This is a genomic window from Actinoallomurus sp. NPDC050550 (genome assembly GCF_040655075.1).
Taxonomy (GTDB): Bacteria; Actinomycetota; Actinomycetes; order Streptosporangiales; family Streptosporangiaceae; genus Actinoallomurus.
In genome coordinates this window covers 177,193-198,430 of record NZ_JBFAJC010000009.1, presented here as the reverse complement: position 1 = coordinate 198,430, position 21,238 = coordinate 177,193, and the positions used below count along the sequence as shown (strand labels likewise).

20 protein-coding genes are annotated in these 21,238 nt (G+C 69.9%); 6 read left to right on the top strand and 14 right to left on the bottom strand.

The annotated features are described in order from the left end of the window. Position 1: 1 nt before the first annotated feature. From AB0I04_RS15565 to AB0I04_RS15530, 8 genes are all read right to left on the bottom strand, one after another. On the bottom strand, positions 2–934 hold the full coding sequence (locus AB0I04_RS15565; RefSeq protein ID WP_360884385.1) for a type II secretion system F family protein: 933 nt from the start codon (positions 932–934) through the stop codon (positions 2–4). Further along, entirely contained in the window at positions 931–2,259 is a 1,329-nt protein-coding gene (locus AB0I04_RS15560) for a CpaF family protein (protein WP_360884383.1), read from the bottom strand. Before AB0I04_RS15560 ends, AB0I04_RS15565 begins: the two co-directional genes overlap by 4 nt. 3 nt (positions 2,260–2,262) lie before the next feature. Continuing rightward, positions 2,263–2,616, bottom strand: a complete 354-nt coding sequence (locus tag AB0I04_RS15555) for a TadE family protein (RefSeq protein ID WP_360884380.1) — start codon at positions 2,614–2,616, stop codon at positions 2,263–2,265. Further along, positions 2,613–4,166 carry an AAA family ATPase gene (locus AB0I04_RS15550; RefSeq protein WP_360884377.1) on the bottom strand — a complete coding sequence of 518 codons (1,554 nt, stop codon included), beginning with the start codon at positions 4,164–4,166 and terminating at the stop codon, positions 2,613–2,615. Before AB0I04_RS15550 ends, AB0I04_RS15555 begins: the two co-directional genes overlap by 4 nt. Before the next feature lie 6 nt (positions 4,167–4,172). Next, a complete protein-coding gene (cpaB, locus tag AB0I04_RS15545; RefSeq protein ID WP_360884375.1) occupies positions 4,173–4,877 on the bottom strand; it encodes a Flp pilus assembly protein CpaB in 705 nt (234 codons plus the stop codon). Positions 4,878–4,917: 40 nt separating this feature from the next. Next, positions 4,918–5,859: a hypothetical protein gene (locus AB0I04_RS15540; RefSeq protein ID WP_360884373.1), complete on the bottom strand. Its 942-nt coding sequence runs from the start codon at positions 5,857–5,859 to the stop codon at positions 4,918–4,920. A gap of 93 nt (positions 5,860–5,952) precedes the next feature. Further along, complete coding sequence (locus AB0I04_RS15535; RefSeq protein ID WP_360884370.1) at positions 5,953–6,828, bottom strand: hypothetical protein; 876 nt, start codon at positions 6,826–6,828, stop codon at positions 5,953–5,955. 36 nt (positions 6,829–6,864) lie between these two features. Continuing rightward, positions 6,865–7,755: an SGNH/GDSL hydrolase family protein gene (locus tag AB0I04_RS15530; protein ID WP_360884367.1), complete on the bottom strand. Its 891-nt coding sequence runs from the start codon at positions 7,753–7,755 to the stop codon at positions 6,865–6,867. A 118-nt stretch (positions 7,756–7,873) separates the two neighbouring features. Between AB0I04_RS15530 and AB0I04_RS15525 the strand changes: the two genes are divergently transcribed. Next, positions 7,874–9,103, top strand: a complete 1,230-nt coding sequence (locus tag AB0I04_RS15525) for a helix-turn-helix domain-containing protein (RefSeq protein WP_360884364.1) — start codon at positions 7,874–7,876, stop codon at positions 9,101–9,103. A 474-nt stretch (positions 9,104–9,577) separates the two neighbouring features. On the opposite strand, the gene AB0I04_RS15520 is transcribed toward AB0I04_RS15525, so the two are convergent. Both AB0I04_RS15520 and AB0I04_RS15515 read right to left on the bottom strand, forming a co-directional pair. Further along, positions 9,578–11,014, bottom strand: a complete 1,437-nt coding sequence (locus AB0I04_RS15520; RefSeq protein ID WP_360884361.1) for an MFS transporter — start codon at positions 11,012–11,014, stop codon at positions 9,578–9,580. 109 nt (positions 11,015–11,123) lie between these two features. Then, on the bottom strand, positions 11,124–11,492 hold the full coding sequence (locus tag AB0I04_RS15515; protein WP_360884358.1) for a nuclear transport factor 2 family protein: 369 nt from the start codon (positions 11,490–11,492) through the stop codon (positions 11,124–11,126). Positions 11,493–11,616: 124 nt separating this feature from the next. On the opposite strand from AB0I04_RS15515, the gene AB0I04_RS15510 reads away from it, so the two are divergent. Continuing rightward, entirely contained in the window at positions 11,617–13,812 is a 2,196-nt protein-coding gene (locus AB0I04_RS15510) for an ATP-binding protein (RefSeq protein ID WP_360884355.1), read from the top strand. A 64-nt stretch (positions 13,813–13,876) separates the two neighbouring features. Further along, a complete protein-coding gene (locus AB0I04_RS15505; protein ID WP_360884352.1) occupies positions 13,877–14,314 on the top strand; it encodes a LuxR C-terminal-related transcriptional regulator in 438 nt (145 codons plus the stop codon). Positions 14,315–14,451: 137 nt separating this feature from the next. Here AB0I04_RS15505 and AB0I04_RS15500 read toward each other — a convergent pair whose 3' ends face one another. The 3 genes from AB0I04_RS15500 to AB0I04_RS15490 all read right to left on the bottom strand — a co-directional run bounded on the left by AB0I04_RS15500 (position 14,452) and on the right by AB0I04_RS15490 (position 17,074). After that, positions 14,452–15,321, bottom strand: coding sequence for an ABC transporter permease (locus AB0I04_RS15500; protein WP_360884349.1), 870 nt, complete (start codon positions 15,319–15,321; stop codon positions 14,452–14,454). 3 nt (positions 15,322–15,324) lie between these two features. Next, positions 15,325–16,305, bottom strand: a complete 981-nt coding sequence (locus tag AB0I04_RS15495) for an ATP-binding cassette domain-containing protein (RefSeq protein WP_360884347.1) — start codon at positions 16,303–16,305, stop codon at positions 15,325–15,327. Between the two features lie 64 nt (positions 16,306–16,369). Continuing rightward, positions 16,370–17,074 carry a PadR family transcriptional regulator gene (locus AB0I04_RS15490; RefSeq protein ID WP_360884344.1) on the bottom strand — a complete coding sequence of 235 codons (705 nt, stop codon included), beginning with the start codon at positions 17,072–17,074 and terminating at the stop codon, positions 16,370–16,372. A gap of 189 nt (positions 17,075–17,263) precedes the next feature. Between AB0I04_RS15490 and AB0I04_RS15485 the strand changes: the two genes are divergently transcribed. Beyond that, a complete protein-coding gene (locus AB0I04_RS15485; protein ID WP_360884341.1) occupies positions 17,264–18,490 on the top strand; it encodes an isochorismate synthase in 1,227 nt (408 codons plus the stop codon). A gap of 18 nt (positions 18,491–18,508) precedes the next feature. Here AB0I04_RS15485 and AB0I04_RS15480 read toward each other — a convergent pair whose 3' ends face one another. After that, positions 18,509–19,276: a TetR/AcrR family transcriptional regulator gene (locus tag AB0I04_RS15480; protein WP_360884339.1), complete on the bottom strand. Its 768-nt coding sequence runs from the start codon at positions 19,274–19,276 to the stop codon at positions 18,509–18,511. Between the two features lie 103 nt (positions 19,277–19,379). Here AB0I04_RS15480 and AB0I04_RS15475 point away from each other — a divergent pair, with 103 nt between their 5' ends. Together AB0I04_RS15475 and AB0I04_RS15470 are read left to right on the top strand one after the other, a co-directional pair. After that, positions 19,380–20,372: an ATP-binding cassette domain-containing protein gene (locus AB0I04_RS15475; protein WP_360884337.1), complete on the top strand. Its 993-nt coding sequence runs from the start codon at positions 19,380–19,382 to the stop codon at positions 20,370–20,372. Then, a complete protein-coding gene (locus AB0I04_RS15470) occupies positions 20,369–21,196 on the top strand; it encodes an ABC transporter permease (protein WP_360884335.1) in 828 nt (275 codons plus the stop codon). The genes AB0I04_RS15475 and AB0I04_RS15470 overlap by 4 nt, the downstream gene beginning before the upstream one ends. The last annotated feature ends 42 nt before the right edge of the window (positions 21,197–21,238 follow it).

The window sequence follows — 21,238 nt, the reverse complement described above, 5'->3', positions numbered from 1 at the left end:
CTCAGACGTCGATTCGGGTGATGCGCCGGATGATGACCAAGCTGAGGATGAAGACGACGGAGCTCACGCCGAGAATGACCTGGCCGGGGAGGTGCTCGCTCATCGTGCGCAGCACCCCCGGCGAGACCAGGTTGACGACGAACAGGATGCCGACACCCATCGCCGCGATCGCCCAGTTGGTCACGACCGCTTCGCCCATGATCGTCTTGACCTCGCGCCGGATCTCCTTCCGGTCCTCGAGCGTGCCGGCGATGCTGCGCAGCGCCGTGACGAGCGAGCCTCCGGACCGGGAAGCGACGATCAGCGTGCTGACGAGAACGGCGAGCTCCCGTGACGGCAGCCGCTCGCCGAGCTCGTGCAGCGCCTGGTCGGTGTGCTGCCCCAGCCGCAGCGCGTCGGCGGTCCGGCGCAACTCCAGGCTGGCCGGGTCCTCGAGCTCCTCGGCGGCCATCTCGATCGCGGTACGCATCACCAGCCCCGCCGCGGACGCGTTCGACAGCACCCGGGCCAGTTCCGGCAACTGGGCGATGAACTCCTCACGCCGCCGGGCCTCCTGGCGGCGGAGGAAGGCGAAGAAGAGAAAGACCACTCCCACGCCCGCGGCGACGCCGAACACCGGCGCCAGGTAACTGCCGATGAGGTAAAGCGCGGCGACGAAGCCGATCACCATCAGCACCAGGAAGGTGGAGACGCGCATCCGCACGTTGGCCGCGTTGAGGCGTCTGGCGACGAGACGGCCGACCTCGGTACGGCGCAACCGGGAGTCGAGACGGCCGAGGACGCTGTTCGCGCGTCGTTGCGCGTCGTCCAGCGCGGTCCGGCCCCGCAGCCGGCGGAGCTGCTCCCAGCCGAGGACCAGGTCGTACACCGCCAACGTCAGCACGGCGAGGGTCACGCCCATGATGGTGAGGATCGCCGGGTACGGGAGCGTCATGAGACCTCCCTCAACTGAGAGTCGTCGTCACTCACGCCGAACACGGCGGGCACGGTCTCCCCGGCGGTGAAGAGGCGCCTGGCCAGACTCGTCGGGAGGGGATGGTGGCGGTATTCGCCGCGCAGCACCCGGTCCGGGCCGACCGGCTCGGGCTCGAACCGCATCACGGTCTGCAGCCGGAACCTCTCCCGGCGGTTGGAGCCGACCGCCGCGATCTCCACGATCCGCCGGGAGCCGTCGACCCCGCGGCCGAGGTGGACCATGACGTCGATCGCGCTGTTGATCTGGTCCCGCACGGTCTCGAAGGGCAACTTGACGTCGCTCATGCTGGCCATGGTCTGCAACCGGTAGATCGCGTCATCGGCCGAGTTCGAGTGCACGGTCACCATCGAGCCCTCGTGACCGGTGTTCATGGCCTGCAGCATGTCGAGCGTCTCCGCCCCACGGACCTCTCCGACGATGATGCGGTCGGGCCGCATCCGCAGAGAGTTCCGGACCAGGTCGCGGATCGTCACCTGACCTTCGCCCTCGATGTTCGGCGGGCGGGTCTCCAGCCGGATGATGTGCTCCTGATCGAGCTGGAGCTCGGCGGAGTCCTCGATCGTGACGATGCGCTCCTCATTGGGCACGAACGCCGACAGCGCGTTGAGCATCGTGGTCTTGCCGGTGCCGGTGCCCCCGGAGATGACCACGTTCAACCGCGCCAGGATGAACGAGGCGAGGAGAACGGCGCTGTGCTCGTCCAGGCCGCCCGTCCGCACCAGCTCGTCGATGGAGTACGCCCGGGGGAACCGCCGGATGGTCAGCACCGGGCCGACCAGTGAGAGCGGCGGAATGATGACGTTGACCCGCTCACCGGTCGGCAGGCGCGCGTCCACCATCGGGCTGGACTCGTCGACCCGGCGGTTCACCTGGGCGACGATGCGGTCGATGGTCTGGTAGAGCTGGTCCTCGCTGGCGAACGTCGTCTCGATCCGCTGCAGTCGACCGGACCGCTCGATGTAGACGTCGTTCGGCCCGTTGACCATGATCTCTGTGACGCTCTGGTCGGCCAGCAGGGGTTCGAGCACGCCGAGCCCGAGGGCCTCGTCCACGATCCGGCGGATCAGCGCACCGCGCTCGCCGGGCGACAGGACGGGTCCCTCGCGGCTGATGATGTGGCCGGCGACCTTCTCGAGCCGCGCCCGCCGCTGGGCGAGGTCCAGTTTCGTCAGCTCGTCGAGGTTGATCTCTTCGAGCAGCCTTCTCCGCCACAGGGACACTCCGGCGGCGCTGGTCTTGCCGGTGACGGTACGGCTGTCGTCGATGCGGTCTTTAAGTGCCATCGCTCACCCAACCGGCATCTGGACCGTACGGTCGATCGTGAAGTCGAGGTGCGCGCCGGGGAACAGCACCGGGACCTCCGCGCGGACGTGGCAGTAGAGGCCGTTGCCCCGCCAGCCGCCGTCCGCCTGAATTCGATCGAGCCAGCTCGGCGCCGCGTTCATCGCCGAGTCTGCGCATGTGCCGGCGTTCTGCTCCTGGCTCGCGAGCCGGGCGCCGGTGCGGGCGGCGTTCTCCACGCGCTCGACCGTCGTCTCCGCCAGCAGCGCCTCGAAGGCGACCAGGATGATGACCAGGCCGATCGGCAGGATCGCCACGAACTCGGTGATGGCGGCGCCGTCGTCTCCGGTTCCTCTCATGGCATGTCCTCCCCGTCCTCGTAAACGATCTTCGATCTGGTGCTGATCCCCCAAGGGCTGTGCATGCCCGGCAGCACGGCCGGGGCGTCGATGGTGACCTTCACATAGCCGTCGGTCACGCTCAGGTGGAAGTGGTCCTTGTCGCCCCACTGGTCGGACACCCGGGCGACCGCCCGGCGCTCCACCTCCGCCCGCGCCTGCGGCGTGTCGTACCCGAGTACGGCCACGGCGCGCGCCCCCTCGCTGGCGGCGTGACTGGAGTACATCGAGGTGAGACCCACCAGGATGGCCTGCCAGACCAGCAGCAGCAGCAGTCCGAGGAACGGGATGAGCACGACGAACTCGGTGATCGCCACGCCGCGATCGCCACGCCCGCGCCGCCCGCCGCCACCGTCGCCGCTGACGATGCCGATCTCACGCACCACACCGGAGATCGCCTTGCGGTAGTCGCCGCTCTCGACGGACTTCGGTGTCCCGGTATTGGCCGCCTCTTCCAGAGAACAGAAGCAGGCCGGGACCGTCGTCTTCAGCATCGGCAGGCCGAGGATCTTGCGTGCGAAGTCCGGCTGAACCTCGTTCTTCCGGTCGGCGCGGACGAGCACGACCGACAGGTCGTCTCCCTTGCGGACCTGCAGGCGTTCCCACATCTTGGTGAGGCGTTGCACCGCCCGCAGGCACGGCAGGTCGGGCGTCGCGGTGACCAGCACGGTGTCGGCGAGCTCGATCGCGACGGCACTGGCCTCGGTCATGTAGGCCCCACAGTCGACGATCACCACGTCGTACCGGCCGCGCAGGCCGCTCAGGATCTGGCGGGCGGCGCGGGCGGGGACGTCTTCGGCCTGTTCGCCCTCGGCCGGGGCCATGAGCACGTGCGGTCCGTCGCGGTGCACGTAGAGCGCCTCTCCGAGGATCACGCCGTCGAGTTCGGAGGCCGTGGCGACCAGGTCGACGATGCTGCGTCGATGGGTGATGTCCAGGTAGCTGGGGACGTCGCCCTTCTGCAGATCCATGTCGACGATGCAGACCTGCTTCTTGTCCGCGGCCGCCGCGAGCGCCGCCTGTACCGCGAGCGTGGTGGTGCCGGTGCCTCCCTTGGCTCCGCACAAGGCCACGATCGTGCCCATTCGCGTGGGCATCACTCCGGTGCTGGCCGGGTCGAAATGCCGCCGCATCGTACGGGACCACTCCGCCGCCGAACCGATACGGCTCTGGAGCTCGGCCTGGGTGGGCTCCGCGGAGACCACGCCTCGCGCCCCGGCCTCCATGGCCGACCGGTAGATCTCCGCCGAGGCGTCCTCGGCGATGACGATCACGGCCAGATGGGGATGCCGCATCGCGAGCTCGCGGATGAGGTCCATCGCGGACAGGCCATCGATGTCCTGGTGCACCAGCACGACGTCGAGCAGGTGATCCTGGCTCGCGGCGGTCACCACGTCGGCCGAGGAGGTCTCGACCCCGACGATCTCGACGTCGGTCAGTTCGTCCACCTGTGTGCGCAGTGAGGCGGCCAGGCCACCGTCACTTACGCCCATGAGAACGCGTACGCTCATCCGGCATCACCTCGCCACCGGCGCGGCGCACACCGGAGCCATTTTCTGGACGGCCTCGTCGCCCAGTCCGCCGATGAGAGCCAGCCGAACCTTGGCCGCGAAGCTCTCCGCATAGGTGAGATTGAGGCTCTCCCGGACGCTCAGCGCGAACGTGACCGGCACGACCTGGGTAACGTCATTGGGGTTCTGACCGGCCTGCTTGCGCAACTGCCCAACATTGATCACGCGCGCCTTGCTGATGACTCGCATCGAACACGACTTCTGGGTCGTGCCGTTCTGCTGCTGGAAGGACGCGTAAATGTCGACGAGCATGCCCGGCTGCACCTTGCCGGCCACGCCGGTCTCGGCGTCGATCATGATTGCGATCTCACGCTGTCCGGGCTGCAGTGTCGGCGCGTTGACGAACATGCCCTTCTCCAGGAGGGCGCCTTCCGGCACGTCCGTTGCCGCGACCTTCCCGGTCAGGTCCTGAAGATCGGTGAGGAGCGCATCTCGAGGCATCCCCTGTGCGGTCACCCGCACCCGCTTCACCGCGCTTTCGTCGACCTGGCTGTATGCGGTCACGGGCTTGGTGAGCTGGAGAACCGAGATCTTGTCACGGACCTCGGCCCGCACCGATCCCACGTACCCGATAACACTGGAAAAGACAACAATCGCGCCGATTATTGCCAGAATTAGCAACACTGCTCCACGCCGCTGGCGGGGGTTCATGCGGCATCCTTTCGAGGGCTCGGCACCGAGTGCCCAGGGATCAGGTTTCTACGGACTCTGCCGCGTGGACTTCGCCTTTCCGCCCGACCGGGACCTGGTCGTCGGGGGCGGACGCGGCCTGCGCGGAAACCGCCTCGGGCGTACTCTCCTGGAACATCCCGCAGATGGCGCAGACCTCCAGCGATGTCGGCTGCCGGCACCACCGGCACATCCAGTACGGCGTGGACCGTAGAATTTGAGAGAAGGCCTTTGGGTGCTCGCTGAACGCGACGAACTCCACGTGTTTGCGGGTGCCCCAGAAGGTCGCGCCAAGGGGTTGGGCGGCAACCGTTTTGACGACCTGGGGCCGCAGGCTCTCCGTCAAATCCTTTTCGAAGTCAGCGAAATCCGAACCGTGCGGAGCGATGAGCAGGTGCACCGGATCGGTGGGGCGAAAGTCGCCCGGGTCGAGCCGCCTTCGCTTGGAGATGCGATCGATTCGGGCGCGTGGTGCGGCCCACGCGAGAAATCCTGATCCTGGATTATATGAGGCCATATGGTGCGTCATTCTGGTCTCGATGTGCTCAAGCCTGGCCACGGTCCCCAGCCGGGCGCCGGACAGGATCTCGCGCTGCATTCGCCGGCCCAGGCCGGCGAGGTGACCGATCCGGAGATGCGACGCCGAGCGGGTCAGCAGGTCGGCGACCAGCGAGCACGCCAGCGGCGGCAGATCCAATCCGACGCTCGCGACCTGGTCGCTGTCGAGCATTCCCCTGGCCAGCCTCATCAGCCGCTTCGCCGGCTCCGCCTGCCATTCGGGATAAACGACGAGGATGCCCTCCGGCGCGGCGGCGAGGCTACGGGCGATGAGATCAAGGAAGATCGGCGCCGCTTCCTCTGGTGAGCTCAGATCCGGCCCTCGCAAGGCCTCGGTGTTTGCGAAATGGCCGGTCGCCGGGATATCCCCGAGGACGACAATGACCCTCGCCGATCCTCCAGCCACAGTACCCCTTCCTTCGCCCTATTCGCCGCGAACAGCCGACGGACGGCGTAGTAAAACTCCCGGTCGGTGGCGTTCGCCGTATGTCGTTGGCGGTCAGCCGGTCTTCGCGTAGTGCTGGAGGTACAGGAAGATCCGCTTCAGACCCGATCCGACATGGACGATGTGCAGCTGGCCGCCGGTCGGACCGAGGTCCCAGGCGGCGATTCCCTCGACCTCGTCACCGGCCTCGGTGTCCTGGTGGAACTCGTAGGCGACCTGGCCGGACACCGGGTCGATCGTGTAGACGGACTTGTCGGTGTCGACCGAGGCGTAGAGCTTTCCCTCCCACACGGCCGCGCCCTGGATTCTGCTCAGCGGCTGCGAGAGGGGCACGGTGTTCACCACCGGAAGCGTGGCGCCGGCCGGAAGGGTCAGCAGGTCGCTCAGGCGGTAGCCGACCAGCTTGTTCGTCCCCTGCGCGGAGTCCTGGGCCCAGGGGGCGGTGTAGACGAGGCCCGCGGTCGCGTCGACCGCGACCCACGGCACCCCACCCGGCATCTGCCCGAGTGGAAGCTGCACGTATCGCCCGGTGTAGGACAGGTCGCTCGCGTTGTAGAGCGCCAGCAGCGGATGCTGGTAGCCATTGCCGCCGTCCTCGATCGGCGCGATCACGTATCCGCCGTAGTACTCCACGTCACCGATGTGGTCGGAATGGTATGTCCCGCTCAGGGACGATGGGATCGGGAACCTCGTCGAGGCGACCTCGCTGTCGTTGGAAATGGTCGCCTTCACCATCCCGCCGGGGCCCGCGTAGTAGAAGTACGTGCCGTCCGTCGCCACGCCCTGACCGCGCTCGAGGGCGTTCATCCCGGTCCACCGGTAGTACTGCGCGGTCCGGGTCCACGTCGCGGCCGACGCGGGCGTCGCCGTCACGCCCGCCGCCAGCCCGACCGCGACCAGGCACCCACCGAGCCTGCTGCGCAGCTTCATCTCCGCCTACCTCCATTTTTCGACCCCACGGTGGTGTCAGCTCCCGGCGATCTGGTTGCCGATGATGTCGGCGTAGGCGGCCTCACCCTGAGAGTTGGGATGCAGCGGCGCGGCCGGGTGGGAAGAGACGACGCCTTCGACCCAGCGTGCGGAGACGGACCGGCAGGCGTCGTGGCCGACGCTGGGACCGGCGACGTCGACGTATTCGGCGCCGTGGGCGGCGGCCTGGGTGGAGATCACCTGGTTGAGCTGGTCGACCTTGCTCTGCAGGTAGTCCGCGTCCGGTGCCGGCCACGGCTGGGTCGGCCAGCAGCCGCCGGGCTTGATGTACAGGCCGTATCCGGTCACGAGCACGCGGGCATGGGGCGAGCGGGCCCGGATGCCGTCCACGGCCGCGGCGATCTTGGGCGCGAAGGCCTCGATCCGCTGGCCGATCTGGTCCACACCGCCGGCGGTGTACTTGTCCTTGCACGGAGTCGCGAACGGGTTGAATTGGACGCAGCCCTGGGCGACGCCGACCAGGCCGACATCGTTGCCGCCCATGGTGAGGGTGACCAGAGTGGTGCCGGAGGTCAGCGCGTCGAACTGGGCGGGGACGGTCCCGGCGGGCACTCCTCCGATGGACAGGCCCATGGGGTTGGTCAGGTCCTCGGTGGCCGCGCCGCTACAGGTCACGTCCTTGAACTGGGTGGCAGCGAACCGAGTGGCCAGGAGGTGGGCGTAGTTGTGGGTGGAGCGGCCGCACGCGACCGGTCCGGTGATGTCCGGGACGAGCGGGCCGGAGGCCATCGAGTCTCCGAGCGCGACGTAATCGGGACCGGAGGCCGACGCCGGTGCGGCGGTGAGGAATCCGGCGCCCGCCAGGCCTGCCGCGACGAGCGCGGCCACACCCGAACGGAGCCAGACGGAGCGGTGTTCGACTCTCATGGGGGACTCCTGGAACTGGAGAGGGGGTTGATGCGGGGCATTCCAGTCGTGACACATGATGCAAACTCGGACATCATTGGTTCACTGTCATGGCGGTCAGAGTTCGGCGGCGAGGTTTGTGACCGGAAACAAGAAGCGGGAAGAACAGCGCTTGGTCGTCGCCGAACAGCCGGCCGCCGCTCGGCTGCGCGCCGCGGCGCCGGAACTATCGCGTCGGGTGGTCGAGAGAATGCTGGCGGAGATCCCGGCCTACTCCGAATTGCCGCAAGAGGAGATCGCCGGAGATATCGCCCGCATCGTCCAGTACTGCCTGCGAATGGCCGCCGATGTCGTCGAGCGCCGCCGCCCGGTCGAGGCCGACGCGTTCGGGCCGCTGCGTGATTCGGCAGCGCAACGCGCCGATGAGGGGGTGCCGCTGGAGGCGATCGTGTCGGCCTACCAGCTGGGAATGGCGATGTGCTGGGAGCGGCTGTCGGCGGATGCCGGCCCGGACGACCTCGCGGCGCTACAAGAGGCCATCGGGCACATCTTCGAGGTGCAGCGACAGATGGTGGTGGCCGCGACCAGCGCCTATATGGAAGCCCGCAAGCTCCTGGACGGCCAGGACCAGGAAGACCGGCACGCCGCGATGGTGGCGTTGCTGGCCGGTGAACCTGCCGATCGGACCAGGCCGGGGTCGGCGCCGCTGTACGTCGCGATGACCGTAGTGCTCGCGCGGCACCCCGACGAGTCCGGAACGGGGACGAAGGCGAGGATCGCTGCCCGCCGCAAGATCCGGCGGGCGCGATCCGTGCTGGACCGCTTCGGTACGGGCCCGGCGCTGGCAAAACTGGACGGTTCGAACGGCACGGTGCTTCTGCCGGTGGAAACCCGACCGGACTGGAGGGACCTGTGCCGGCTCATCCGGCGGACGGCGAAGTCGGCCGACGTCGCAATCACGGCGGCGGCCGAGGTGGCCGAACCGGCCGCGATCCCCGCTGCGGTCAGACAGAACACGGAGATCACCGAGCTGGTGCTACGGACCGGACGCCCGGCGGGCCTGTACCGGCTCCAGGACGTGCTACTCGACTACCAGCTCAGCCGGCCGAGCGCGGCGCTTCCCGGTCTCGCGGACGTCCTCTCGCCGCTTGACCACAAGCCCGAGCTGCTGCACACGCTGGAGACCTATCTGCGGCACGGACTCGACCGGCGTGCCACTGCAGCCGCTCTGCATGTCCATCCCAATACCGTCGACTATCGAGTGCGGCGCATCGACGAGCTGACCGGGCTGTCTCCGGCCAGGCATATGGACGTTCCGCATCTATCCGCGGCTCTGATCGCCCGCGCACTACAACGCCCAGGTGAATAGCCCCCCGGTGGATTATGTACCGCGCCGGACGGTGCGCAATTGTGATCGTTATAGTGCCGCTGTATTCGGCGAGAATCTTGGACAGATGCCTGTGGGTGCCAGAAACTCGGCCGTAGGTTCTGAGCTGGGATGACGCGTACTCGAGCCTAGAGGCGTCGAGCGATGGATCCTGGTCGGCGGTCTCCCAGTACAGCATCCGAGACGCTCATCGAATAGGTCACGCTGCGCATCAGAAGTCCTCCTCGGTAACGGAAACGTAGCCTGTCTACCGGCCGGAACGTGGCCGGCGCACCACCTCGGAAACCCGCTGCGGCTGGCGATTCGCCTGCCCGGCCCGGTGCGAGGAAACCTCACCGATGCACACCGGGTCGATCTGCGGATTTCCTGAGCTGGTGCGCCGGCTGTGGACGCCCGTTGAAGGCCCGAAGGGTCGACGTCGAACGTACGTGCGCTGGTCTCAGGGAGTACGGTCCGTCATCCGCGACGCCCCGGCAGGGCCTGCACGGTCGCGGCAACGGCGACGCTGACACCGACCAGAAGGATCAACCCGAGGGCGAAGGCATGCGGGTAACCGCCGAGGCCGGGATGAGTCCCGAGGGCGCCGTAGAAGACCACCCCGATGAGGGCGACCCCGATCGCACCGCCGGCCTGCTGGGCGGTGTTCAGGACACCGGAGGCGGAGGCCGCGTGGTGCGGGTCGGTCCCCGCCAGCACGATGGCGGGGAGCGGGGCCATCACGAAGCCCATCCCCGCACCGATGATCAACAGGCTGGGGATGATCGCCGCGATGCTCCCATGGGCGCCGAGCGCGGAGACCGTCCCGGCCAGCAGTGCATACCCCACTGCGACCACCAGGGCGCCGAGCGCGAGGACCTGGCGGCCCAGCCGCGCGGTGGCCTTGCCGGACAGGAAGGAGCAGACGAAGTAGCCGATGCCGAGCGGAAGGAAGATCAGGCCCGATGCCATGGCCGAGAGCCCACGGCCGTCCTGCAGGTAGAGCGCCAGAACGAGGAAGAACGACGCCGTGGTCATCGAGTAGATCAGGTTGAGCGCCGTGCCCGCCGAGAACGCGCGTCCGCGGAACAGCGCCGGGTCGATCAGCGGTGAGCCACCGCGCGCGGACAGCCGGCGCTGGTGGAGGGTGAAGGCGACCAGCAACGGTACCGATCCGGCCAGGCACACCCAGGTCCACTCCGGCCAGCCCTGCTGCTGCCCCTGCACCAGTGGGTAGACGATGGCGACGAGCCCTAGGGAGACCAGCACGGTGCCGACCAGGTCGAGGCGGGCGCCGGCGGCGCGCGATTCGGGAACCAGACGCGGCGTGAGGGCGAGCGCGACGGCGCCGATCGGAACGTTGATCAGGAAGATGCTGCGCCAGCCCAGACCGGCGATGTCCGCCTTGATCAACACACCGCCGATGAGCTGGCCGAACACGCCGCCGAAGCCGATCGCCATGCCATAGGCGTTGAACGCCTTCGCACGCTGCTCACCGGTGTGGACGGTGTTGATGATGGCCAGTACCTGCGGCATCAGCAATGCCGCGCCGACTCCTTGGACGACGCGCGCCCCCACCAGGAATCCCGCGGTCGTCGCCGTGCCGCAGGCCGCCGACGCGATGGTGAACACGGCGAGTCCGATGGCGAACAGCCGACGCCTCCCGTAGAGGTCGCCGAGCCGTCCGCCCATGATCAGACCGGCTGCCAGCGACAGGCCGAACCCGGCGACGACGAACTGGATCATCGACGAGCTCGCGTGCAGGTCGCGTTGGGTCGCCGGGATCGCCACGTTGACGATGAAGAAGTCGAGGGTGGTGATGAAGGCGCCTCCGAGGAGGACCAGCAGGCCGGCCCACCCGGCGCCTGCCACGGCGGCCGAGGCCGCCGGGCGAGCCGGGGACGTGGTCACGGTCATGGCTTTCGAACATTCCTCTCTGGTGAGCTGCGGCCGAGGGGACGGCCGCCGGGTGCGGGCACGGCCCCGGGTCTGCCCGGGGCCGTGCGGTGGGGCGGACCGGAAGGGGTCAGACGCCGGCGGGGACCTTGTCCAGGAAGCCGTGGACCTTGTCGATCAGGCCGTCCTCGGTCAGCACGGCGACGTCGAACCCGACGACGAGGGCCTCACCACCGGCGGGCCCCAGCTCCCACGTGAAGCGGGCGATGTCGTGGTGGGCGTCCACCGGGCCGGCCAGGGTGAAGGTCAGACCGGCGAACTGGCCCTGTACGGCGGCGATGGTGGCGTCGATCGCCTCGCACCCGCGGGCGACTCCCATCGGGTCGGTGTAGGCGCCGTCCTCCGCCCAGAGTTCGTCGATCGCCGCACGGCGGGCGGCCGGGTCCGTCTCGTTCCACGTGTCGATGTAGCGGGCGATGAGCTGGTCGATGTCGCGCATGGCGTGTTCCTTCCGTCTCGCGTTGTTACGGGCACGACGCTACGGAGATCTGTCGCACAGGGAATCTGTCGCGATTAGGTAATCCGGTTGGCCGTAATCGGCAGCGGATCGGTACCGTGCCGCCATGCTGTACGGGCGGGATGCGGAGATATCGGTCATAAGCGACCTTCTGGCTACGGTCCGTACCGGGGGGAGCGGTGCCCTGGTGATCCGCGGGGAACCTGGCATCGGGAAGACGGCGCTTCTGGAGCATGCCGCGGACAACAGCGCGGGCGTCCAGGTCATCCGCAGGGTCGGGGTCCAGTCCGAGAGCGACCTCGCGTTCGCCGGCCTGCATCTGCTCCTCCGCCCCGTCCTCGACCGGCTGGACGCGCTGCCCGGCCCGCAACGGCGCGCCCTCGAAGGAGCGCTCGGGCTGGCCCAGGCGGAGGGGACGGACCGCCTGCTCGTCGGCCTGGCCACGCTCTCCCTCCTGGCCGAGGTGGCCGAGGAGGGACCGGTGCTGTGTCTCATCGACGACGCGCACTGGCTGGACCGGCCATCGCTCGAGGCCCTGGTCTTCGCGGCCCGCCGGCTGGACGCCGAGAGCGTCGCGCTGATCATTGCCACGCGAGGTGACGATCACGCGCGCGGGCTGCCGGAGCTCAGGCTGCGCGGTCTGAGCACGACCGCCGCGACCGCCCTGCTCGACGCCGTACCGCTCACCCCGGCCGCGCGCTACCGCGTGCTCGCCGAAGCGCAGGGCAATCCGCTCGCCCTGATCGAGCTGCCCACCGCGTTGCGCGCCGGCGGGACCGCCGGATCGTACAGGCCGGGAGCCCTGCCGCTGAGCACCCGCCTGCAGGAGACGTTCCACGGCCAGGTAGACGAGCTTCCCGACGCGACCCGGACCCTCCTGCTGATCGCCGCCGCGTCGGAAGGGCTCAGCGACGTCCTGACGGCGGGCGCGCGGTTCGGCGCGAACGCGGCGGACCTGATCCCGGCCGAGAAGGCCGGCCTGGTCAGAATCGACGACGACGTCGTCGCGTTACGCCACCCGCTCATCCGGGAAGTGGTCTACCAGCAGGCCCCGCTCGGGCTCCGCCTCGCCGCGCATGCGGCCCTCGCCGAGGTCCTCCCTGGTGACCACAACGCCGACCGCCGGGCGTGGCATCTGGCCGCGGCCACCGTCGGTGTCGACGAGGAGGTGGCCGCCGGCCTGGAACGAACGGCGCTGCGCGCCGCCGAGCGCCGCGGGTTCGCCGCCGCGGCCGCGGCCTACGAACGCGCGGCCGGCCTCACCAGCGAGCCCGAGGCGCGGACGAGGCGTTTCACACTCGCCGCCGAAACGGCCACGGAGGCAGGAGAGCTGGATCGGGCCGGCACGCTGGCCAGAGCCGCCGGTGACCAGAGCACCGATCCGCTGCTGCGGGCCCGGCTCGCCCACGTACAGGCCACCGCCCACTTCTGGCGGGGCGCGCACCGCGAGGCCCACCGGCTTGCCATCCTCGCCGCGGACACCGTCCGTGAGATCGCTCCGGCGCAGGCGGTCCGCATGCTCGTGCAGGCCTTCCACACCGCCTGGTACGTCGGCGAAGACGAGCTGAAGGCGGTGGCCGACCGGATGAGCGCGATCCGGCTTCCGCCCGACGAGCCCATCGGACCGCTGGCGCGCCTGCAGTTCGGCGCCTTCGCCAGACTGATCGGCAGAGACGTGACCGACCTGCCCCCGCTCGGTACGGCGTTCGAGGAGGCACTGGCCGCCTCGTCGGGCCGGCCCCGCGAACTCGTCCTGGTCTGCGGCGCTCCCTTCGTCATCGGCGCGGATGCCCACACCCTGGAGGCGGCCACCCGCCTGGCCGCCGAGTGCCGCGCGCAGGGCGGCATCGGGATCCTGCCGACGGTACTGTTCTTCCTCGCCGAGGCCGAACTCTTCCACGACGGACGCCATCACGACGCGCGAGCCACCGCGAGCACCGCGCTGAGCGTCGCGGAGGACACCGGCCAGCACCAGTGGGTGATCCAGCTGAAGAGCTTCCTCGCCTACCTCGCCGCCATCGAGGGGGACGAGGAGCGCTGCCTGCGCCTCTGCGCCGACGCCATGAGCGGCTCCGCCATTCCCATGCAGGGCGCCCTATGGGTCGACTGGGCACGCGCGACGCTCGACCTCGGGCACGGCCGGGTGGACGCGGCCATGAACCGCCTGGAGGCGCTCACCGAAGGGCCGGGCTGGTACACGTCTCGGCAATGCGCTGTGTGCCGACCTGGTCGAGGCCGCCGTACGGTGCGACGAAGCCGGACGCGCGCGCCGCGCCTTCGATCGGTACGCCCGCTGGGCTGAGCGGTCGGAACAGCCCGCCGCACAAGCCCTGGCAGACCGCTGCCGGGCGCTCCTCAGCACCGACGTGGAGGTCGAAGAGCATTACCTGGCGGCGCTGAAGCCCGGAGGATCGCCGTTCGACCACGCGCGCACGGTACTGCTGTACGGCGAGTGGCTGCGCCGCTCTCGCCGGAAGACGGCCGCCGCCGCCCACCTTCGCGACGCGCTGGAGACGTTCGAGCGGCTCGGCGCCCGACCGTGGGCCGCCCGCACCAGGGCCGAGCTCGAGGCGACCGGCGCCAAGGCGCCCGACACTCCGGCTCGGGGCATCCTCACCGACCTCACCCCGCAGGAACTGCAGATCACCCGGCTCGCCGCGCAGGGGCTGTCGAACAAGGACATCGCCGCGCAGCTGTTCCTCAGCCCGCGCACCGTCGGATACCACCTGTACAAGGCCTATCCCAAGTTGGGCATCTCCTCGCGCGCCGACCTCGCCGCGCTCGACCTGAGCGATTCGACCTGACCGGCCCGACCAGCCCGGTCTGGTCTGACTTGACCGCCCCGGCCACGCGCCGCCCATCGGTCCGACCCTGAAGTGCTGAAACCGAGCGCCTCGGCCACCGCATGACAGGGGTGAACGCGACGCGTCCGTGGCGCCGTTCAGTCGGTCCGCTTGAACTGCAGAACGGCGGCGCCCAACAGGACGGCACCCAGCGCCAGGACGATGAGGACCTCCAGCGCGGGCGGCACCTGCCAGCCGAACCAGGTGACCCCGGGGTTGAACCGGTGCAGCAGCGCGGGGCTGGCGGTGATGTGGGCGAACACCACGTGCCGCAGCGGGTCGACCGCGTAGGTGAGCGGGTTGATCCGCGTCAGGACGCCCAGCCAGCTCGGCAGTCCCGACAGCGGGAACAGCGCGCCGGACAGGAACAGCATCGGCATCATCGCCATCTGCATGATGCCGAAGAAACTCTGCATCTTCTTGATCCGCGCGGCCAGCACCACGCCGAACGCGGTGATCGTGAACGCGCCGATGAACATGACCAGCACGAGCAGGAGGAGCATCGCCGGGTCGTACGGGACACCGGCCAGTCCGGCCAGGGCGAGGAGCACGATGCCCTGGAAGGTGGCGACGATCGCCCCGCCCAGCACCTTGCCGACGACGATGGCGCCGCGGCTGACCGGCGCGACGAGCATCTCCCGCAGGAAGCCGAACTCCCGGTCCCAGACGATGGAGGCGGCGGAGAACATCGCGGTGAACATCACCGACATGGCGACGACACCGGGGAAGATGAACGTCTTGAGGTTCACGCCGTTGCCGCTCGCCACGAGCGAGGACAGCCCGGTACCCATGACCAGCAGCCACAGGATCGGCTGGACCAACTGGGAGATCATGCGGGTGCGGTCGTAGAGGAAGCGGAGCAGTTCCCGGTGCAGCACGATCTTGATCGCCCGCAGGTCGTGGCGCGCGCTGCGCCGCGCCACTCGTACCTGGGCGATCTCGGCGACCGGGTGGGTGTCAACGGACATCGGTCATCTCCTCATCATCCGCATCCAGTCGTTCGCACCGGCCTCGGCGTCGCGGATCGTGCTGCCGGTGTAGTTGAGGAACACGTCGTCGAGCGAGGGGCGCGCGACGTGCACCGAGCGGATCGGCACGCCGAGCTCGGCGAACAGGCGCGGCACGAACTCCTCACCCGAGGGCACCGCGAACGTGACGGTGCGCTCGTGGATCCCGGCGTCGATCGCGAAGTGCTCCTTGAGGGCGGCGATCGCCGCCTCGTCGTCGGCCGTGGTGATCTGCACGCGGTCCTTGCCGACGCCGGCCTTGAGGTTCTCCGGGGTGTCGAGGACGACGATCTCACCGTGATCGATGATCGCGATGCGGTCGCAGTACTCGGCCTCCTCCATGTAGTGCGTCGTGAGGAAGATCGTGATGTCCTCGGTGTCCTTCAGCTGCCGGATGTATCCCCAGATCGCGGCGCGGGTCTGCGGGTCCAGGCCGACGGTCGGCTCGTCGAGGAAGAGCACGCGCGGCGAGTGGAGCAGCCCCCGGGCGATCTCCAGCCGCCGCTTCATACCGCCGGAGAACGTCTCGACCTTGCCGTCCTTGCGGTCCGCCAGGTCGACCATGGTGAGCACCTGGCCGATGCGCTCCTTCATGGCCTCCTTCGGCACGCCGTACAGCTCGCCGTGGAAACGGAGGTTCTGCTCCGCCGTCAGGTAGGCGTCGAGGGTGGGGTCCTGGAACACCAGGCCGATGTTGCGCCGGACCTCGTCGCGTTCGGCGACGATGTCGTGGCCGGCGACCCGCGCGGTGCCGCCGGTGGGACGGACGAGCGTGCACAGCATGCTGATCGTCGTGGTCTTGCCGGCGCCGTTGGGGCCGAGGAAGCCGAAGACCTCCCCCGGCGCGACCTCGAAGTCGATGCCCTTGACGGCTTCGAGGTCGCCGTATCTCTTCGCCAGGCCGTCCACCGCGACGGCGGGCCCTCTTGCATCGGTCGAGGTCACGAGCCCTCCTTCGTCGGCCTTATGACCGGGGTGCTGTGCTCATTGGCTCCCTCGCTTCGCTCGGTCACGAATCCTCCTCGGGATCTTCGGCGAGCAGGCGGTACAGGGCACGGCGGGTGTCGGCGAGGATCTTCCGAGCGTCGTCGCGCTGGCCCGGGCCACCGGCCACCATCACCTGGCGCATGGCCATGCCGACCTGGGCCAGCAGGCGGTGCAGGTCCACCATCTCCTCGCTGACCGAGTCGGCGACCTCCTCCCACGGGTCGGCGGCACCCTCGCGGCGCTCGCGCAGGTGGGCGAATCCGGCCTCGGTCAGGTGGTACGTGCGGCGTCCGCCGTCCTCCTCCGACCGGACCAGCCCTTCGTCCTCCAACTGCTGCAGCGCCGGGTAGACCGAGCCGGGGCTCGGCCGCCAGATGCCCTGACTGCGCTCGGCGATCTCCTGGATGATCTGGTAGCCGTTGCGCGGTCCCTCGGCGAGGAGGGACAGCGCGGCCGCGCGGACGTCCCCCTTCTTGACCTTCGGGGCGGGGCCGGGTGGCATCGGACCGCCGAACCCGAAGCCGAATCCCGGCGGACCGGGCGGAGGTGGCAGCAGGTGGGGCATCGGCGGCGGTGTGGGCGGCCCCGGCGGGAACGGCAGGCCCCCGTGGTCGTGCGGCCTTCCCCTGGCCTCGTTCCACATCGGATGCCCGGCCGGATCATACGGATGGCCCCCATGGGGCGGCAGATGGCGCATGGCCGCTCCCCCAATCTTCTCGACGATCATCTAGATACGTTAACGATATATCTAGAATGTTCAGCGAACAACCTGATATCCGGTGATGTTTAGCGGCAAGTACGGCGGCTACGCTCCAAGCCGGACATACATCCAGGTGGGATCGGTCTCCTGGGGCTCGCGGAACCCACCGGACCCCACTGTTTGAACGGGTTCAACTTTCCCGTACAGTGGGTTCTCGTGAACCTCGCTGTAGGAGTGCCGGAGCGCCTCGCCGTACGCACCGTCCCCGTGCGCGCGCCGGAGGACCTGCTGGCCCGGCTCCCCCACTCCGACGCGCTCGCCTGGATACGGCACGGCGAGGGTCTCGTCGGCTGGGGCGAGGCCGCGCGCGTCGCGGTCCCGGCGGGCGAGGATCGCTTCACGTGGGCCCGGCAGTGGCTCACGGCGCTCTTCGACGCCGCCACCGTCGACGACCCCCTCCAGGTGCCCGGATCCGGGCCGGTCGCCTTCGGCAGCTTCTCCTTCGACCCGAGGTCAGGGGATTCGGTCCTCATCGTCCCGCGCACGGTCCTCGGCCTCCGCGACGGCCAGGCCTGGTACACCACCATCGGCGACCACGCCGAGCCGCTGACGCTGCTCCGCCGCCCGGCGCCGCCCTCCGGCGTTCGCTGGGCCGACGGCGACGTGACCGCGCCGAGGCACATGCGGGCTGTCGCCGCGGCCGTCGACCGCATCCGCGCCGGCCATCTGTCGAAGGTGGTCCTCGCACGGGACCTGCTGGCCGTGGCCGAGCAGCCGATCGACAGCCGGGTCCTGCTCCGACGCCTCGCCCACCGCTTCCCCTCCTGCTACACGTTCGCCTGCGGCGGGCTCGTCGGCGCGACGCCCGAGCTGCTCGTCCGGCGGATGGGCGGCGCGGTCGAGTCACTCGTGCTGGCCGGGACGATCGCCCGCGGCCCGGACGAGGACTCCAGCGCCGCCAGCCTGTTCGCCTCGGCGAAGGACCGCGAGGAGCACGCCTACGCCGCCGACATGGTCCGCGCCGCGCTGGCCCCGCTCTGCAGCGACCTGACGGTGCCCGCCGAGCCGCAGATCCTGCGGCTGTCCAACCTCATCCACCTCGCCACCCCCGTACGCGGGCGGCTGGAGGAGGAACGCTCGGTCCTGGACGTCGTCGGGGCGCTGCACCCGACCCCGGCGGTCGGCGGTACGCCCACCGACGCCGCCCTCGATCTCGTCCGCGAGCTGGAGGCCATGGATCGCGGCCGCTACGCCGGGCCCGTCGGCTGGATCGACGCCCGCGGCGACGGCGAGTGGGGCATCGCGCTGCGCTGCGCGCGGATCGAGGGCCCGCGCGCCCGGCTGTACGCGGGCGGCGGCATCGTCGCAGGATCCGATCCGGAGGCCGAGCTGGCCGAGACGCAGACGAAGCTGCGGGCCATGCAGTACGCCATCGAAGGCTGACCGCCAGGACGCCGCAGCTCAGGAGGAACGCGACTCCACGAGCACGCCGATCCCGTCAAGGACGCGACCGAGCCCGAACTCGAAGGCGTACTCCGGGTCGTAGGCCGCCTGGAGGGCCTCGCCCGCCGCCGCCCCGACCCGGGCCGCGACCGGGTACCGGTCGGCGTCGAACACCTTCTCCAGCAGCGGGGCGTGCGCCGCCCACCACTCCTCGTCGGTCATTCCCGTACGGCTCTGCGCCTCGACCGCCTCGGCTTGCAGGCGCGCCGAGCTCACGGCGTACTGCAGGACGAGGGTCAGCACCGAGTCCATCTCCACGTCGGTCAGGCCGGCCCCCTCGACGGCGCGGAGCTCCTCGTCGTACTTGGCCAGGGTGTTCGGCCCCAGCCCCGGGCGGACGGTGGCGATCTGCAGCATCCACGGGTGCCGCCGGTAGAGCGCCCAGTTGGCCCGTGCCACCCGCTCAAGCCGCTCGCGCCAACCGCCGTCGTCGGCGTCGGCGGGCGCCGGCCGCTCGCCGTAGACGGCGTCGACCATGAGGTCGAGCAGCTCGGCCTTGCCGGGCACGTAGGTGTACAGGGACATCGCGCCCACATCGAGACGCTCGGCCACCCGCCGCATCGAGAGCGCGCCCAGGCCCTCCGCGTCGGCGACCTCGATGGCGGCCTGCGTGATCCGCTCGATCGTCAGCTTCGGCTTCGGCCCGCGCCGAGGACGTGCCTGGACCCCCCACAGCAGCTCCATGGTGCGTGTGGGGTCGCCGCTGCCGCTGTACTCCGTCGTCACCCCGCCATTGTCCTCGGATCACCGCACCGATTTGAACTCCGTATGCCGTACGCTATTCTTGCCGCAGTGCACTCCGTACGATGTACAGAGTTAAGGGGATGGGATGACAACGACTGACGTGGCGGTCGCCGCCGAGGGACTGCACAAGCGGTACGGCGACACCGCCGCCCTGGACGGGCTCGACCTCGCGGTGCCCGCGGGCACCGTGCGCGGGCTCCTGGGACCGAACGGCGCCGGCAAGACCACGACCGTACGGATCCTGACCACGCTCCTGCGGCCGGACGGAGGCCGCGCGACCGTCGCCGGCTTCGACGTCGCCGACCGGCCCGCCGAGGTCCGCCACCGGATCGGGCTGCTCGGCCAGCGGACCGCCGTGGACGAGATCCTCAGCGGCCGGCAGAACCTCGAGATGTTCGGCCGGCTCCACCACCTGGGCACCCGGACCGCCCGGGCCCGCGCCACCGAGCTCCTGGACCGCTTCGGCCTCGGCGACGCGGGGAGCAAGCCGGTCGGGCGGTACTCCGGCGGCATGCGCCGACGTCTCGACCTCGCGGCCGCGCTGATTCTCGCGCCGGCGGTGCTCTTCCTGGACGAGCCGACGACCGGCCTGGATCCCCGCGCCCGCCTGGAGATGTGGGAGGCCGTCCGCGCACTCGCCCGTGAGGGCACCACCGTGCTGCTCACCACGCACTATCTCGAGGAGGCCGACCACCTCGCCGACACCGTCTCCGTCATCGACCGCGGCCGGGTGATCGCCGAGGGCACCCCGGACGAGCTGAAGTCCCGGACCGGGCACGACCGGATCGACGTTGTCGTCCGCGACCCCGCCACGCTGCCGGCCACCGCCGAGATCCTCGGCCGAGTCAGCGATGTCACGGCCGACACCGACCCGGACCTGCGGCGCGCCGGCGCCCCGGTGCGCGACCGCGCCACCGCCCTCACCGAGGTCGTCCAGGCCCTGGCCGACGCGGGGATCGAGGCCGAGGACATCGGGCTGCGCCGTCCCACCCTCGACGAGGTGTTCCTGCACCTGACCGGGCGTCCCGCAGCCGACGCGGCGGCCCCTCAGGAGACCGGACGGGAGGTGGCGGCATGACGATGGACGTCCCCGCGATCCCCCGGACGCCCATGGCCCGCCTGCGCTGGGCGCTCGCCGACGGATGGACGCTCACCCGCCGCGCCCTGACCCACTGGGCCCGGCAGCCCGCCCAGGTCGTCGTCGGCCTGCTGTTCCCGATCATGGTCGTCCTGATGTTCCGCTACCTGTTCGGCGGGCAGATGCGGGTCCCCGGAGGCGGCGGATACGCGGAGTTCATGCTGCCGGGCATGTACGCCATGACGATGGCCTTCGGGCTCGAGACCACGTTCGCGGCGATCAGCGGGGACGCGGCCAAGGGCGTCACCGACCGGTTCCGGTCCCTGCCGATGGCTTCCTCGGCCGTGGTCACCGGCCGCGCCGCCGCCGACCTGCTCAACTCCGCGCTCGCACTCGCACTGATGATCGCGTGCGGGTTCGCGGTCGGCTGGCGCTGGCACGACGGCGCTGGGCGGGCGCTGGCCGCGGTCGCGCTGCTGCTGCTCCTGCGGTTCGCGCTGCTGTGGACGGGGATCTACCTGGGGCTGATCGCGGGGAACCCGGAACTGCTGGCGGCCGTGCAGATCCTGGTGTGGCCGATCGGCTTCCTGTCCAACGTGTTCGCCGCACCGTCGACCATGCCCGGCTGGCTCGGGGCCGTCGCCGAGTGGAACCCGCTGTCGGCCACCGTGTCGGCGGCCCGGGAGCTGTTCGGGAATCCCGGCTGGGGCGGCGGCTCCTGGGCGGCGCGCCACTCCCTGCTCCTCGCGCTCCTGTGGCCGGCGCTGATCACGACGATCTTCTTCCCCCTGTCCGTACGGAGGTTCCGGCGGCTGAGCCGCTGAGATCCCGCTCCCGGCCGGGCCCCGTCGTCCGGCCCGATCCGT